Origin of the sequence: Streptomyces sp. NPDC002742, assembly GCF_042888885.1 — a bacterium.
GTDB lineage: Bacteria > Actinomycetota > Actinomycetes > Streptomycetales > Streptomycetaceae > Streptomyces.
This window is the reverse complement of the sequence record NZ_JBIAQF010000028.1, coordinates 1-13,794: the sequence shown is the minus strand read 5'-3', so window position 1 is coordinate 13,794 and position 13,794 is coordinate 1. Positions and strand designations below refer to the sequence as shown.

Below are 13,794 nucleotides of genomic sequence, written 5' to 3'. Positions count from 1 at the left end.
TGGTCAGGCCACGGCCCGCAGGACGGCAGCGGCGTTGAACCCCCCACGGCCCCTGGCCAGGACGAGGGCGACACGCAGCGGCAGCGGCCGGGGGCGGCCGGTGACCAGGTCGATGGGACAGTCGTCGGCGGGTTCGGTGACGTTCACGGTGGGCGGCACGACCTGGTCGCGCAGGGCCAGCAGAGCGGCCGCCAGGTCCAGGGACGCGCCGCCGGCCGAGAGCCGCCCGGTCATGGTCTTGGGCGCGGTGACCGGCACCCCGTAGGGGCCGAACAGCCCGGCCAGCGCCTCGGCCTCGGCGCGGTCGGCGTCGCGGTCGCCCGCGGCGTCGGCGAACACGACGTCCACTTGATCCGGCGTCAGTCCGGCGTCCTGCAAGGCGAGTTCGGCGGCCTGGGCGAGTCGTGGGGCACGGTTCCGCCCGGGCGGCGGGTCGAACGTGGCCGCGTATCCGGCGAAGGCGCCGTAGACGCGTGCGCCGCGTGCCCGGGCCGTGGCGGCCCTCTCCAGCACGAGGAGGGCGCCTCCCTCGCCGACGACCTCGCCGGCGGCGTCCGCCGAGAACGGGAGGTAGGCGCGCGTCGGGTCATCGCTCGTGGACAGGCGGCGGCCCGCCAGGTGGGCGGTCCAACCCCATGGGCAGAGCGCGGAGTCGACGCCTCCGGTGACCATCAGGTCGCCGCCCCGCCGCAGTTGGCGGCGAGCCTGGGCGACCGCGTCGAGCCCTCCGGCCTGCTCGGTCACCAGCACGCCGCTGGGGCCGCGCAGGCCGTGACGAATCGAGATCTGTCCGGTGTTGACGGCGTAGAACCAGGCGAACGACTGATACGCGCTGACGTACTGCCCGCCTTTGCTCCACAGAGCCTGCAGCTCGCGCTGCCCGAACTCGAAGCCGCCCGCCGAACTCGCGGTGATGACACCCGCCGCGTACGGGGGCAGCCGCTCCAGGTCGACGCCCGCGTCCTCGATGGCCTCCTGGGCCACGGCGAGGGACAGCCGGGTCACGCGGTCGGTCTGCGGCAGGAGCCGGCCCGGGATGTGGTCGGCGTCCACGAAGTCGCGGACCTCGCCGGCGAGCCGTGCCGGGTAGCGGGCCGCGTCGAAACGGCTGAGCCCGCGGATGCCGTTCTCGCCCCGCAGCACGGCATCCCACCAGGCCTTCACGGACAGCCCGTTGGGGGCGGCGACCCCGATGCCGGTGACCACCGCCTGGTCGTGGGCCGCGGCCTGGGGCGCGGAGGCGGGTTCGGTGAAGGCGCTCACGCCGCCTCCCCACGTCCGGGCGCCCTCAGGACCATGGCGCTCTGGAACCCGCCGAAGCCGCTGCCCACGCTCAGCACGGTGTCGATGCGCTGCTCACGGGCGGTGATCGGTGTGTAGTCGAGGTCACAGGCCGGGTCCGGATCGTGCAGGTTGGCCGTGGGGGGCACCGTGTCGTGCTCGATCGCCAGCACGCTGGCGGCCACCTCGAGTGAGCCGATGGCGCCGAGCGAGTGCCCGATCATGGACTTGATGGAGCTCACCGGGACCCGGTAGGCGTGGTCGCCGAGACTGCGCTTGAAGGCGGCGGTCTCGTGCCGGTCGTTCTGCTTGGTGCCGGAGCCGTGCGCGTTGACGTAGTCGACGGCCGTGGCGTCCAGGCGTGCCTCGTCGAGCGCGGTGCGGATCGCCTCGGCCATCTCCGCGCCATCGGGGCGCAGCCCGGTCATGTGGTACGCGTTGCAACGGCTTGCGAACCCCGAGATCTCGGCGTAGACGTGGGCGCCGCGGCGTCGGGCGTGCTCGAGACTCTCCAGGACCAGCACGGCGCTGCCTTCCCCGAGGACGAAGCCGTTGCGGCTGCGGTCGAACGGCCGCGAGGCGGTGGCCGGATCGTCGTTGCGGGGCGAGGTGGCCTTGATGGCGTCGAAGCAGGCCACCGTGATGGGCGAGATGGGCGCCTCGGTGGCTCCTGCGACCATCACGTCCGCACTGCCCTCCCGGATGAGCTCGACGGCATGGCCGAGGGAGTCGAGGCCGGAGGTGCAACCCGTGGAGATCAGCGCCACAGGGCCCTGCGCGCCGGTGCTCCATGCGACCTCGGCGGCCATGGAGCTGGGCACGAAGTAGTCGAAGAGGTGCTCGACCGCGCGGGAGTGGTCGACGTACCAGTCGGAGCCGCCCTCGCTCACCACGTTGTACTGGGTGTCCAGACCCGTCGTGCAGCCGACCGCGCTGCCGAGTGCCACGCCGGTGCGCAGTGGGTCGAGGAGGCCACCGTCGAGGCCGGCGTCGGCGACCGCCTCGCGGGCGCTGACGAGGGCGAACTGGGCGGCCCGGTCCAGCCGTTCGGCCTCGGCGGCGTCGAAGCCGTGCCGCGCCGGATCGAAGTCGACCTCGGCGGCGATCCTGGAGCGGAACGAAGAGGCGTCGAAAAGACTGATCGTCCGGGTGGCCGTTCGGCCGGCGGTGAGCTGCTCCCAGAACGCCTTGACGCCCACCGCCCCCGGGGCCACGACCCCGATGCCGGTGATGACGACGCGACGGTTCATCGGCCCTCACCGCCTACTGTCCCCCTGGTCATGGGTCCTCTCCTGCTGATTGAGGTGTGCCGGTTCCTGCCGACGAGGCTCCGCGAGCCCCCTCGAACCCGGCTCGAAGCGCGCAGGAGTCCCGGTCGGGTACAGCCCGCTCGCGGTCCGGACGGGGCGGACACGGCCCGGTGTGCGAAGCAGGGCCGGGTCCGTCCCGGGAACGAGGGTCAGCGCAGGTCGTCCCGGGTGACCTCGCGGGTCCGCACGAGCAGCCGGCCGCCCTGGCGGACCAGGACGTCCGTGCAGGTGCAGACCCGGTGCACACGGGACTCCCCGCCACGCGGCGAGGCGTACACGGTGGTGTACGAGTGGACGACCACCGAGCCGTCCTCCTGCGGCCTGATGTCGAAGACACCGGGCCAGTGGCGGTGCTGCTCGCCGGAGGCGGCGTTGGTGTCGGCGGTACGGCGCACCGCCGACACCAACGCGTCACGGCCCGACACCGGAGCAGGCAGGGTCGGCACCGAGAACGACGCGTCCTCGGTGAAGTCGGCCGCCCACTCGTCGGCGGCACCACTGTCCAGAAGGTGCATGTGGCGGGCGTAGAACTGCTGGATCTCCGCATACAGGGCGGCGAACCCTGTGGCGGAGTACGGCGGTGTCTCGGTCTGCGCGGTCACGGTGTCTCCGTTTCGTGTGGCTGCCGGGCGGCGGCCGGGACCGGAAGGCGTCCGGCCGTCCGCCGACCATCGTGGGCGGCCCCGGTCGAGCCGCGTTCAAGTCGCTCTGCAGCCCGGACCGGCTCCCTGCGGCGTCCAGCCGGAATCCAATGCGCCTCAAGCGCCACGGCGGAACCTTGACCGCAAGCCCGCAAAGTGACGCGCCCATGGCGCAGGAGGACAACACGATGCCGAACAGCCAGCAGTACTCCGTCCGGGACGAGACGCTCATCGCAGCCCCGGCCGAGAGGGTCCGCTCACTGGTCGACGACGTCGCCGGCTGGACCCAGCTGCATCAACCCTCCGTCCACGCCGAGATCCTGGAAGACACCGGCGACGAGCGGCGGATCCGGCACTGGGCGGTTACCGGCCGGGACTCGGTGCGCACCTGGACCGCACGCCGGACCAAGGCCGCCGACGGCAGCCGGATCTCCTTCACGCACGAGGAGCCCGAGGCGCCGTTCGCGACTCTCGAAGGCGCGTGGACGTTCCGGGAGCGGGACGGCAAGACGCTGGTGGAGATGCGCCACGACTTCACCCTGTCCGACGGCCCGGACACCCTGGCGGACGAGCTGTCCGCCCGCCTGCACGCGGGCAGCCGCGACTACCTGCGCACCCTCGGCCACGCCGCCGAGAACCACGAGGAACTGGACCGGCTGATCATCTCCTTCACGGACGCCCTGTTCATCGCGGGCGACGTCAAGGACGCCTACGAATACCTGTGGGAGGCGGACAAGTGGGAGGAGCGCATCCCCCACATCGCCGAACTGGCCCTCGAGGAGCCCGCACCCAACGTGCAGTTCTTCGACATGCTCACCTCGACCCCGGACGGCTCCTCGCACCGCACCCGATCGGTCCGGGTCACCGTCGAGCCGGACATCATCGTGTACAAGCAGACCGAGCTGCCCGCCCTGCTCGACGGACACACCGGGCACTGGAAGTTCACGCAGACCCCCGAGGGCGTCATCGCCGAGGCCCGGCACACGGCGACCATCAAGCCGTCGGCCCTGCACATCCTCGGTGAGGGCACGACGGTCCTCGACGCACGCAAGTACCTGCGCCGGGTACTGAGCGCCAACAGCGTCAGCAATCTGCGCCTGGCCAAGGCGCACGCCGAGGAGCGCGCCGGTGTCTGAGATCCCGTCCGGGCCGGCGGTGCCGCTGGACGGACTGCTGCGCCGGGCCGCCGAGCGCCATCCCGAGCAGGTCGCCGTCCGGGACGAGCGCGGAGCGACGGACTACGCCCGACTCGACGCGTACGCCGACGAGTTCGCCCGCGCCCTGCTGCGGCTGACCGGCGGACGGCGGACGGCGGTCGGGGTGGCGAGTGTGCTGGACCAGGTGTTCGCGGCGGCCTTCTACGGCGCCGCCCGCAGCGGCAACCGCATCGTGATGGTCAACCCGTTGGTGCGCGAGCCCGTCCTGGAGCACGTCTTCGGCACGGCCGGCATCGAGATCGCCCTGGTCTCCGCCGAGACCGCCGCAGGCCTGGCGACGGTCCGCGCGAACCTCCCGGCCCTGCGGGAGGTGTACGTGGTCGACGCGGACCGGGCCGGGCCGCTCCCCGAGGGCGCACGCCCGCTGGCCGACCTCCTCGCCGGGGGCGGGCCGGCCGCGCCCGCGCTGCCCGGTCCCGCCGGAGTCGAGCTGGACTCGGTCGTCTGCGTGCAGTTCACCAGTGGCACCACCGGTCCTCCCAAGGGCGTCCAGCTCACCCACCGCAATCTGGTGGCCAACGCGGCCCAGGCGGCGCACGCGCTCGGCCTCGACGCCGACAGCGTCTGCCTCAACCACCTGCCGCTCTACCACCTGATGCACCTCAACGCGGCGGTGTACGCGGGCGCCACGCAGGTGCTGTGCCACGACCCCGACCCGGTGGCCTCGTTCGCGGCGGCCGCCGACACCGGGGCCACCCACTACTTCGGGCTGCCGGTGCGGCTGACCAGGCTGGCGGCGGACCAGCGGCTCGCCTCGGTCGTTCCCGGGTCCGGGCTGAGGCTGGTGGCCTCGGGCGGCTCGGCGCTCGCCCCCGCGGTCGCCGCGCGCCTGCGCGACCAGCTCGGCGTGCCGGTCATCCAGGGGTACGGGCTCGCCGAGCTCTCCCCGCTCAGCCACAACGACCGGCCGGAGCGGAGCAAGATCGGCTCGGTCGGTCCGGCCGTCCCCGGCACCGAGTGCCGCGTCGTGGACCTGGAGACCGGAGCCGACCTCGGCCCGGGCCACCCGGGTGAGGTCCTGCTACGCGGCCCGCAGCTGATGACCGGATACCTCGGCCTGCCCGACGCGCCGGACATCGACGCCGCGGGCTGGTTCCACACCGGCGACGTCGGCTACCAGGACGAGGACGGCTGGCTCTTCCTGGTCGACCGCATCAAGGACGTCTTCAAGGTCGACAACGAACTGGTGTCGCCGAGTGAGATCGAGCGGATCCTGCTGCACGACGCGGACGTCGCCGACTGCGTCGTGGTGGACATGCCCGACGAGTTCAGCGGTGCCGTCGTATGGGCCGGCGTCGTTCCCGTCGGCGACCGGCCGGTGGACCTGCGCCTGGTCGTGGCGCGGGCCAACGCGCAGCTGTCCGAACACCAGTGGATCCGCCGCGCCGAACGGCTCAAGGCCGTACCCCGCTCCCCGAACGGCAAGGCCGAACGACGTTCGCTGCGCGAGCGGCTGCGGGCCGACGCGGCTTGACATCCCGCACACCGGCTCCCGCACGCCAAGCAAGTCAGTCAGTCAGTCAGTCAGTCAGTCAGTCAGTCAGTTCCAGTATCCCCTTCCGACCAGGAGAACCATCATGGTGACCTTCATCAACAAGCTGACCGTCAACGGCGACATCGAGGAGTTCCTCAAGATCAAGCAGTCGCTGACCGAGTTCATGTCCGCCCAGCCCGGCTACCGCAGCTCCTCGACGCTGCGCCACGTCGGTCTGCACAACGTGTTCATCGAGATGGCCGAGTGGGACGACGCCGCCTCCCACCAGGCCGCCGTGCGCAGCGAGGAGTTCCAGGCACGGGTCAAGGGCCTCGGCGCGCTGGCCAGTGTGGAGCCGGGTCTCTACGAAGAGGTCGCCGAGGACGGGGCCCACCGTGGCTGACGGAACGCAGGTGCTCGTCGCGGGGGCCGGACCGGTCGGTCTCACCGCGGCACACGAACTCGCCCGGCGCGGGCTGCGAGTGCGGCTGGTCGACGCCGCGCCCCACCCCGCGACCACCAGCCGCGCCGTGGCCACCCACCCGCGCACGCTGGAGACGTACGACCAGATGGGCGTCATCGAGGAAATCCTCGAACAAGCCCAGCAGATCAGAGCGTTCACCATGTTCAGCCAGGGCCGTCGGCTGGTGCGGCTGGCCGCCGACTACACGAGCATGCCCACCCGCTATCCGTTCACGGCGATCGTCGAGCAGACCGACACCGAGGCGGTGCTACGGGCCGCGGTGGCCCGGCTCGGCGTGGACGTCGAATGGGGGACACGGCTGACCGGTTTCTCCCAGACGACCGACGGCGTGACCGTCACGCTCGAACACGCCGACGGGAGCACGGAGTCCGCCGAGACGTCCTGGCTGGTCGGCTGCGACGGCGGGCACAGCGCCGTACGCAAGGTGCTCGGGCTGCCCCTGCTCGGGGAGGCCAGCGAGACGTGGATGCTCGCCGACGCCCCCGTCGACGTGGACCTGCCCCGCGACAGCATCTACTGGATCCACACCGGCTCCCAGGCACTGATGATGGTGCCCTTCAAGCGCGGCGGCCGCTGGCGCCTGCTGGACACCACCACGGCGGCCCCCGGCACCGACGCCGCCGTGATCGCCGACCGCTTCACGCAGAAACTCGGCCCCGGCCTCGGCCACTCCGCGAAGGTGCGCACCCCTACCTGGACGTCGGTTTTCACCTTCCAGCAGCGGATGGTGCCGCGCATGGGCGAGGGCCGGGTCTTCGTCGCGGGCGACGCCGCCCACGTACACAGCCCGGCCTCCGGGCAGGGCATGAACACCGGCATCCAGGAGGCGTACAACCTGGCCTGGAAGCTGGCCCTGGTCGCCCAGGGCCAAGCGGAGCGGGAATTGCTCGACAGCTACAGCGCGGAGCGGGTGCCGGTGGGCGAGAGGCTCCTGGGCTCCACCAAGAAGGCGACCTTCCTGGTGCAGCTGAAGAACGCCTTCGCCCCGATCGCCCTGCCCATCGTCTTCGGCGTCATCCGCAATCTCGCGCCGCTGCGCAGAAAGGTGCAGCGCGAGGTCCTGGGCGGCATCTCCGGGCTCCAGCTCGGCTACCCCGACTCTCCGCTGACCCGGCCCGCGGCCACCGCACCAGGGCCGCGGCCGGGCACTCGCGCCTCGGTCGGAGCGGGCGCCGACCCGGCCGACCCCGGCTGCCGGGCCTGGGCCGAGGAACTGCGCGACACCCGCTGGACGCTGGCCGTGACACAGGACGCGGTGGACGGGGCCCCCGCGGCGAACGCCTGGCTGTCGGTCCGCACGCTCGGTGACGGTACCGAGGGGCCCGGCCCGCTCGCCGACCCGAACGGCCGGCTGCGCGCCGCCCTGGGACTCACGCCGGGCGGCTGGCTCCTGGTCCGCCCGGACGGCTATGTCTCCGCACGCGGCCGGGAACTCACCGGTGCGGACCTGCGGCAGTCCCTGGCCGCGGCGGGCCTGCGGGCCGAGAAGGATGTCTCCCCTCGCTCCTGAACCGGCCCGGCGCCCACCCGGTCGCCGGACACGACCCGGCCCCGTCCGTCCCGTACCCCGACGGATCAGCATGAAGGCGAACACGCATGGACATGGAACTGAAAGGCCGGACGGTGCTCGTCACGGGTGGGTCCTCCGGGATCGGCACGGCCATCGCGCGCGCGTACGCGGCCGAGGGCGCACGCGTCGCCCTGACCTACCGGAGCAGCGGCGAGGACGCCGAACGGCTCGCCCGCGAACTCGGCGCCGGCCGGGACGCGGCGATGGCGGTGCGGTATTCACTCGCCGAGCCGGACACCGTGGAGTCGGCCGTCGCCACGGTCACCGAACGCTGGGGCGGGGTGGACGTGCTCGTCGCCAACGCGGTGCGCTGGGCTCCCAGGCGGCCGCCCGGCGAGCGGTTCGAGGACGTCGCAGCCGGTGACTGGCGGCGCTTCCTCGACGACAACCTGGCGCCGACCCTGCGCACCGTGCAGCTCGTGGTGGCCGGGATGCGCGCGCGGTCCTGGGGCCGCATCGTTCTCATCTCCTCGCACGTGGCCCTCGACGGCCACCGTGGCCAGGAGTTCTATGGCGCCGCCAAGTCGGCGCTGCACGGCTTCGCCCGCAGCCTGGCCTGGGACGTGGGCTGCGACGGGGTCCTGGTGAACGTCGTATGCCCGGGCCTGACCGCCACCGAGCGCGTGCTCACCGGGCTGCCCGTCGAGATGCGGGAGCGGGAGACCCTCGCGACTCCCACCGGCCGGCTCAGCAGTCCCGAGGACGTCGCCGGTGCGGTGCTCTTCCTGGGCTCGGCGGCCAACGGCAACACCACCGGCCAGACCCTCACGGTGGCCGGCGGGCGGTAGCCCGGCGTCGTCGTTCCGGGATCCGCCCGCCGTCAGCACACTCGCCGGCGGGCGGATCCCGCACGTCCGCCCGAAGATCATCCCTCGCGCACCGCGTAGCCGCCGGGCCCCGGTTCCCGCACGGCCCGGCTCAGTTCGGGTCCGCGGCGCCCGGGCCGCCGAGACCGGCGTCCCGAAGTCCTCGGGTCAGCAACTGCTCGGGCGGTCGGCCACGGCTCGCCGTTCCGCTGTCCACGAAGCAGCCCACCTGTCCCAGTGCGGCCACCACCTGGGAGTCCTCGTAGTACAGGGTGCCGGTGTGCAGCGCACCGAAGCTGATGAGCCACTGCCACACCCGCTGCAGGCCGCGGCCCACGAGGCTGTGGTACCCGCCGCGCGGCAACCCGTTCATGTCCGTCCTCGCTCCCGCACGCCGTCGCTCACGCATGACGAGCGGGCCGCTCGGGGGCCGCCGCGACCAGACGCCGGCTGAGCGGCTCCCACCACGCGCGGTTGCCGCGGTACCAGGCGACGGTCTCCGCCAGTGCGTCCCCGAACTCCCGGACCGGCCGGTACCCGAGCTCGCGCCGGGTCTTCGTGCAGTCGACGGAGTAGCGCCGGTCGTGCCCCTTGCGGTCGGTGACGTACCGCACGCGGTCCCAGCCGGCGCCGCAGGCGTCCAGGAGGAGCTGGGTCAGCTCCTTGTTGGACAGTTCGGTGCCGCCGCCGATGTTGTAGACCTCACCCGACCGGCCGCCCGTGCGGACCAGCTCGATCGCGCGGACGTGGTCGTCGACGTGCAGCCAGTCGCGCACGTTGGTGCCGTCCCCGTACAACGGCACCTCGCGGCCGTCGAGCAGGCTGGTGACGAAGAGCGGGACGACCTTCTCCGGGAACTGGTGGGGCCCGTAGTTGTTCGAGCAGCGAGTGACACGCACGTCCAGGCCGTGCGTGCGGTGGTAGGCCAGCGCGATGAGGTCGCTGGACGCTTTGGCGGCGGAATAGGGGGAGTTGGGGCTGACCGGCGCCGTCTCCGGCCAGGACCCCATGTCGATGGAGCCGTACACCTCGTCGGTGGAGATGTGCACGAACGTCTCGACCCCGTGCCGCAGTGCCGCGTCGAGGAGCGTTTGGGTGCCGGTGACGTTGGTGCGTACGAAGTCGGCGGCGCCGAGGATGGACCGGTCGACGTGCGACTCGGCGGCGAAGTGCACCACCTGGTCGTGTGCGGCCATCAGCTCGTCGACCAGGGAGGCGTCGCAGATGTCGCCCCGGACGAACCTGAACCGGTCACTGCCACTCACCTCGGTGAGGTTGGTGAGGGTTCCGGCGTACGTCAGATTGTCGAGCACGGTGATCGTGACGTCCCGCACTCCGTGCGGGCCGAGCAGGGTCCGGACGTAGTGCGAGCCGATGAACCCCGCCCCGCCCGTTACCAGGATTGCCTTGGTGGTCATGAGGAGATCTGCACCTCGCTGTGGTCGCCGAGAACGAGCCGGTTGCTGGACGGTTTCCGTGGGGCGGGGGACACGGTGACGTTGCGGCCGATAAGCGACCCCCTGACCCGCCGGACACCCTCCAGGCAGGAGTCACGCAGCACGATGGAGAACTCGATCTCGCTGTCGTCGATACGGCAGTTCTCCGAGATCGAGGTGTACGGGCCGATGTACGAGCCGCTGATGACCGTGTCGGCCCCGATGACCGCCGGGCCGACGATCCGCGAGTTGCTGACCTGGGCGCCCGCCTCGATCCTGATGCGGCCGATCACCTCGCTCTCCGCGTCGATCCGGCCATCGGTGCACGGCTCGATGCCCTCGAGAACGGACCGATTGACCTCCAGCATGTCCATGACGTTGCCGGTGTCCTTCCAGTAACCGTGGATCACGGTGGACCGCACGTCGCACCGGCTGTCGATGAGCCGCTGGATGGCGTGGGTGATCTCCAACTCGCCGCGCCAGGAAGGCTTGATGGCGCGCACCGCCTCGTGCACGGCCGGGGTGAACAGATAGACGCCGATCACGGCCATGTCGCTCTTGGGCAGCGCCGGCTTCTCCTCCAGGCGCACGACCCGGCCGTCCTCGCCCAGTTCGGCGATGCCGAAGGCGCTCGGGTCGGGCACCCGGGTCAACAGAATCTGTGCGTCGGGCCGGTCCCTGCGGAACTCGTCCACGAGACCGGCGATGCCGCCGAGTACGAAGTTGTCTCCCAGGTACATGACGAAGTCGTCGTCACCGAGGTAGTCACGAGCGATCAGGACCGCATGGGCGAGTCCGAGGGGTTTCTCCTGCGGCAGGTAGGTCACCTGGAGGCCGAACTTGGAACCGTCACCGACCGCCTCCTGGATCTCGCAGGCCGTCTCGCCCACGATGATCCCGACGTCGGTGATCCCGGCCTGCGCTATGTCCTCGAGGACATAGAAGAGGACCGGCTTGTTCGCCACCGGTACCAGTTGTTTCGGCGATGTATGTGTGATGGGCCTCAGGCGCGTTCCCGAGCCACCGGACAGAACGAGAGCCTTCATGCCATGAACGCTAGGCAGGTGCTCTGGAAGCCCGCTCGGGCGGCGGTCGACGCCCCCAGGGGCGCGACCGCCGGCGGTCGACAGCTGTCAGTAGCGGTAGTGGTCCGGCTTGTACGGGCCCTCGACCTCGACACCGATGTACGAGGCCTGCTCGGGGCGGAGCGTCGTCAGCTTCACGCCGAGCGCGTCGAGGTGGAGGCGGGCGACCTTCTCGTCGAGGTGCTTGGGCAGCACGTAGACGTCGGTCGGGTACTCCTCCGGCTTGGTGAACAGCTCGATCTGGGCCAGGGTCTGGTCCGCGAACGAGTTGGACATCACGAAGGACGGGTGGCCGGTCGCGTTGCCCAGGTTCAGCAGGCGGCCCTCGGACAGCACGATGATGACCTTGCCGTCGGGGAACTTCCAGGTGTGGACCTGCGGCTTGACCTCGTCCTTGACGATGCCGGGGATCTTCGCGAGGCCGGCCATGTCGATCTCGTTGTCGAAGTGACCGATGTTCCCGACGATCGCCTGGTGCTTCATCCTGGCCATGTCCGAGGCCATGATGATGTCCTTGTTGCCCGTCGTGGTGACGAAGATGTCGGCCTTGTCGACGACCTCGTCCAGGGTCGTGACCTGGTAGCCGTCCATCGCCGCCTGCAGGGCGCAGATCGGGTCGATCTCGGTGATGATCACACGGGCGCCCTGGCCGCGCAGGGACTCAGCGCAGCCCTTGCCCACGTCACCGTAGCCGCAGACGACGGCGGTCTTGCCGCCGATGAGGGTGTCGGTGGCGCGGTTGATGCCGTCGATCAGGGAGTGGCGGCAGCCGTACTTGTTGTCGAACTTCGACTTGGTGACGGCGTCGTTCACGTTGATCGCCGGGAACAGCAGGGTGCCGTCGCGGTACATCTCGTACAGGCGGTGGACGCCGGTCGTGGTCTCCTCGGTCACACCGCGGATCTCCGAGGCGAGCTCGGTCCACTTCTGCGAGCCGTCCGTGATGGTGCGGTGCAGGAGTTCGAGGACGACGCGGTGCTCGTCGGACTCGGCGGTGTCGAGCGAGGGGACCTTGCCGTCCTTCTCGTACTGGACGCCGTTGTGGACGAGCAGGGTGGCGTCACCACCGTCGTCCAGGATCATGTTCGGGCCGCCGGTGGGAGTGTTCGGCCAGGTCAGCGCCTGCTCCGTGCACCACCAGTACTCCTCCAGGGTCTCGCCCTTCCAGGCGAAGACCGGGACGCCCCGCGGGTTCTCGGGCGTGCCGTCCGGGCCGACCGCGATCGCGGCGGCCGCGTGGTCCTGGGTGGAGAAGATGTTGCAGGAGGCCCAGCGGACCTCGGCGCCCAGCGCGACCAGGGTCTCGATGAGGACGGCGGTCTGCACCGTCATGTGCAGGGAACCGGTGACCCGGGCGCCCGCCAGCGGCTGCGCCTCGGCGTACTCCCCGCGGATCGACATCAGGCCGGGCATCTCGTGCTCGGCAAGGGTGATCTCCTTGCGGCCGAAAGCGGCCAGGGAGAGGTCGGCGACCTTGAAGTCCGTGAAGTCAGCGGACACTGAGGCTCCTTGAGGTCTGAAGGTTGCGATGGATGTCGAGGACGGCTTGGGGACGGTTCAGCGTGATGAAGTGCAGGCCGGGAGCGCCCTCGGCGAGGAGGAGCGCGGCCATGGAGGTGGCGTGGTCGACGCCGATGCGGTGGCCCTCGGCCGGATCGTCCCGGGCTCTCTCCAGGCGGTCGGCCAGTGCATCGGGGAAGGCAGCGTCGCTGAGCTCCGCGAAGCGGCGGATCTGGCGTACGTCCGTGGCGGGCATGATCTCGGGGATGATGGGAGTGTCGCAGCCCGCCACCGCCACCCGGTCGCGCAGCCGCAAATAGTCGTCGGCATTGAAGAACATCTGGGTGATGGCGTAGTCCGCACCGGCCCGGCACTTGGCGACGAAGTTCCGGATGTCGCTCTCCCAGTCCGGCGAACGCGGATGCCGCTCGGGAAACGCCGCGACACCGACGCTGAAGTCACCCGACTCACGGACCAGGGCGACGAGTTCTGCAGCGTGGCGCAACCCTTGAGGGTGCGGGATCCAGGGGCCGCGTGGGTCTCCGGGCGGGTCGCCGCGTATCACCAGGACATCTCTGACACCGATGTCCGCGTATCGCCCGACGATCCGGCGCAGCTCCGCCACCGAGTGGCCGACCGCGGTCAGATGGGCGACGGGGCGCAGTGTGGTGTGGGTGAGGATCCGCTCGGTCACCTCCACGGTGCGCTCCCGCGACGATCCACCCGCACCGTAGGTGACGGACACGAAGCTCGGCGCGCACGACTCGACCTGGCGAATCGCCTTCCACAGGGCGCGGGTTCCCGCCTCGTTCTTCGGAGGGAAGAACTCGAAGGAGACAACGGGCGTGCCGGACGTGACCATGTCGCGGAGGGTGACAGTCACGAACGACTTCCCGCGTTGAAGTACTTGGCCTCGGGGTGGTGGATGACGATGGCGTCGGTGGACTGTTCGGGGTGGAGCTGGAACTCCTCGGAGAGGTGGACTCCGAT

General features: G+C 71.0%; 13 protein-coding genes. 5 read left to right on the top strand and 8 right to left on the bottom strand.

The genetic code is table 11. The annotated features are described in order from the left end of the window. Positions 1–3: 3 nt before the first annotated feature. The 3 genes from ACFYW8_RS35840 to ACFYW8_RS35830 all read right to left on the bottom strand — a co-directional run bounded on the left by ACFYW8_RS35840 (position 4) and on the right by ACFYW8_RS35830 (position 3,193). On the bottom strand, positions 4–1,263 hold the full coding sequence (locus ACFYW8_RS35840; protein ID WP_389088387.1) for a ketosynthase chain-length factor: 1,260 nt from the start codon (positions 1,261–1,263) through the stop codon (positions 4–6). Continuing rightward, complete coding sequence (locus ACFYW8_RS35835; protein ID WP_389088382.1) at positions 1,260–2,531, bottom strand: beta-ketoacyl-[acyl-carrier-protein] synthase family protein; 1,272 nt, start codon at positions 2,529–2,531, stop codon at positions 1,260–1,262. Before ACFYW8_RS35835 ends, ACFYW8_RS35840 begins: the two co-directional genes overlap by 4 nt. A gap of 209 nt (positions 2,532–2,740) precedes the next feature. Further along, positions 2,741–3,193 carry a nuclear transport factor 2 family protein gene (locus tag ACFYW8_RS35830; RefSeq protein WP_389088376.1) on the bottom strand — a complete coding sequence of 151 codons (453 nt, stop codon included), beginning with the start codon at positions 3,191–3,193 and terminating at the stop codon, positions 2,741–2,743. 206 nt (positions 3,194–3,399) lie between these two features. Between ACFYW8_RS35830 and ACFYW8_RS35825 the strand changes: the two genes are divergently transcribed. The 5 genes from ACFYW8_RS35825 to ACFYW8_RS35805 all read left to right on the top strand — a co-directional run bounded on the left by ACFYW8_RS35825 (position 3,400) and on the right by ACFYW8_RS35805 (position 8,765). Beyond that, positions 3,400–4,368, top strand: coding sequence for an aromatase/cyclase (locus ACFYW8_RS35825; RefSeq protein WP_389088371.1), 969 nt, complete (start codon positions 3,400–3,402; stop codon positions 4,366–4,368). Further along, positions 4,361–5,923, top strand: a complete 1,563-nt coding sequence (locus ACFYW8_RS35820) for a class I adenylate-forming enzyme family protein (protein WP_389088366.1) — start codon at positions 4,361–4,363, stop codon at positions 5,921–5,923. Before ACFYW8_RS35825 ends, ACFYW8_RS35820 begins: the two co-directional genes overlap by 8 nt. Before the next feature lie 103 nt (positions 5,924–6,026). Next, the gene (locus tag ACFYW8_RS35815) at positions 6,027–6,326 is read left to right on the top strand and encodes an antibiotic biosynthesis monooxygenase family protein (protein ID WP_389088361.1); all 300 of its coding nucleotides are present in this window, start codon (positions 6,027–6,029) and stop codon (positions 6,324–6,326) included. Beyond that, complete coding sequence (locus ACFYW8_RS35810) at positions 6,319–7,917, top strand: FAD-dependent oxidoreductase (protein WP_389088356.1); 1,599 nt, start codon at positions 6,319–6,321, stop codon at positions 7,915–7,917. The genes ACFYW8_RS35815 and ACFYW8_RS35810 overlap by 8 nt, the downstream gene beginning before the upstream one ends. 86 nt (positions 7,918–8,003) lie before the next feature. Then, positions 8,004–8,765, top strand: coding sequence for an SDR family NAD(P)-dependent oxidoreductase (locus tag ACFYW8_RS35805; RefSeq protein WP_389088349.1), 762 nt, complete (start codon positions 8,004–8,006; stop codon positions 8,763–8,765). 130 nt (positions 8,766–8,895) lie between these two features. Here the strand turns inward: ACFYW8_RS35805 and ACFYW8_RS35800 are convergent, their stop codons facing one another. From ACFYW8_RS35800 to metF, 5 genes are all read right to left on the bottom strand, one after another. Continuing rightward, positions 8,896–9,156: a hypothetical protein gene (locus ACFYW8_RS35800; RefSeq protein ID WP_389088344.1), complete on the bottom strand. Its 261-nt coding sequence runs from the start codon at positions 9,154–9,156 to the stop codon at positions 8,896–8,898. 28 nt (positions 9,157–9,184) lie between these two features. Next, positions 9,185–10,201 carry a dTDP-glucose 4,6-dehydratase gene (rfbB, locus tag ACFYW8_RS35795; RefSeq protein WP_389088339.1) on the bottom strand — a complete coding sequence of 339 codons (1,017 nt, stop codon included), beginning with the start codon at positions 10,199–10,201 and terminating at the stop codon, positions 9,185–9,187. Beyond that, on the bottom strand, positions 10,198–11,265 hold the full coding sequence (locus ACFYW8_RS35790; protein ID WP_389088334.1) for a glucose-1-phosphate thymidylyltransferase: 1,068 nt from the start codon (positions 11,263–11,265) through the stop codon (positions 10,198–10,200). The genes rfbB and ACFYW8_RS35790 overlap by 4 nt, the downstream gene beginning before the upstream one ends. 87 nt (positions 11,266–11,352) lie before the next feature. Then, entirely contained in the window at positions 11,353–12,804 is a 1,452-nt protein-coding gene (ahcY, locus tag ACFYW8_RS35785; RefSeq protein WP_389088329.1) for an adenosylhomocysteinase, read from the bottom strand. Continuing rightward, complete coding sequence (gene metF / locus ACFYW8_RS35780; protein ID WP_389088734.1) at positions 12,794–13,666, bottom strand: methylenetetrahydrofolate reductase [NAD(P)H]; 873 nt, start codon at positions 13,664–13,666, stop codon at positions 12,794–12,796. Before metF ends, ahcY begins: the two co-directional genes overlap by 11 nt. Positions 13,667–13,794 lie beyond the last annotated feature (128 nt).

Bases quoted from the DNA above. Each gene is read 5' to 3' on its own strand.
- ACFYW8_RS35805 (WP_389088349.1), top strand. From the start codon at position 8,004: ATGGACATGGAACTGAAAGGCCGGACGGTGCTCGTCACGGGTGGGTCC.
- ACFYW8_RS35800 (WP_389088344.1), bottom strand. From the start codon at position 9,156: ATGAACGGGTTGCCGCGCGGCGGGTACCACAGCCTCGTGGGCCGCGGC.
- rfbB (WP_389088339.1), bottom strand. From the start codon at position 10,201: ATGACCACCAAGGCAATCCTGGTAACGGGCGGGGCGGGGTTCATCGGC.
- ACFYW8_RS35790 (WP_389088334.1), bottom strand. From the start codon at position 11,265: ATGAAGGCTCTCGTTCTGTCCGGTGGCTCGGGAACGCGCCTGAGGCCC.
- ACFYW8_RS35835 (WP_389088382.1), bottom strand. From the start codon at position 2,531: ATGAACCGTCGCGTCGTCATCACCGGCATCGGGGTCGTGGCCCCGGGG.
- ACFYW8_RS35825 (WP_389088371.1), top strand. From the start codon at position 3,400: ATGGCGCAGGAGGACAACACGATGCCGAACAGCCAGCAGTACTCCGTC.
- ACFYW8_RS35815 (WP_389088361.1), top strand. From the start codon at position 6,027: ATGGTGACCTTCATCAACAAGCTGACCGTCAACGGCGACATCGAGGAG.
- metF (WP_389088734.1), bottom strand. From the start codon at position 13,666: ATGGTCACGTCCGGCACGCCCGTTGTCTCCTTCGAGTTCTTCCCTCCG.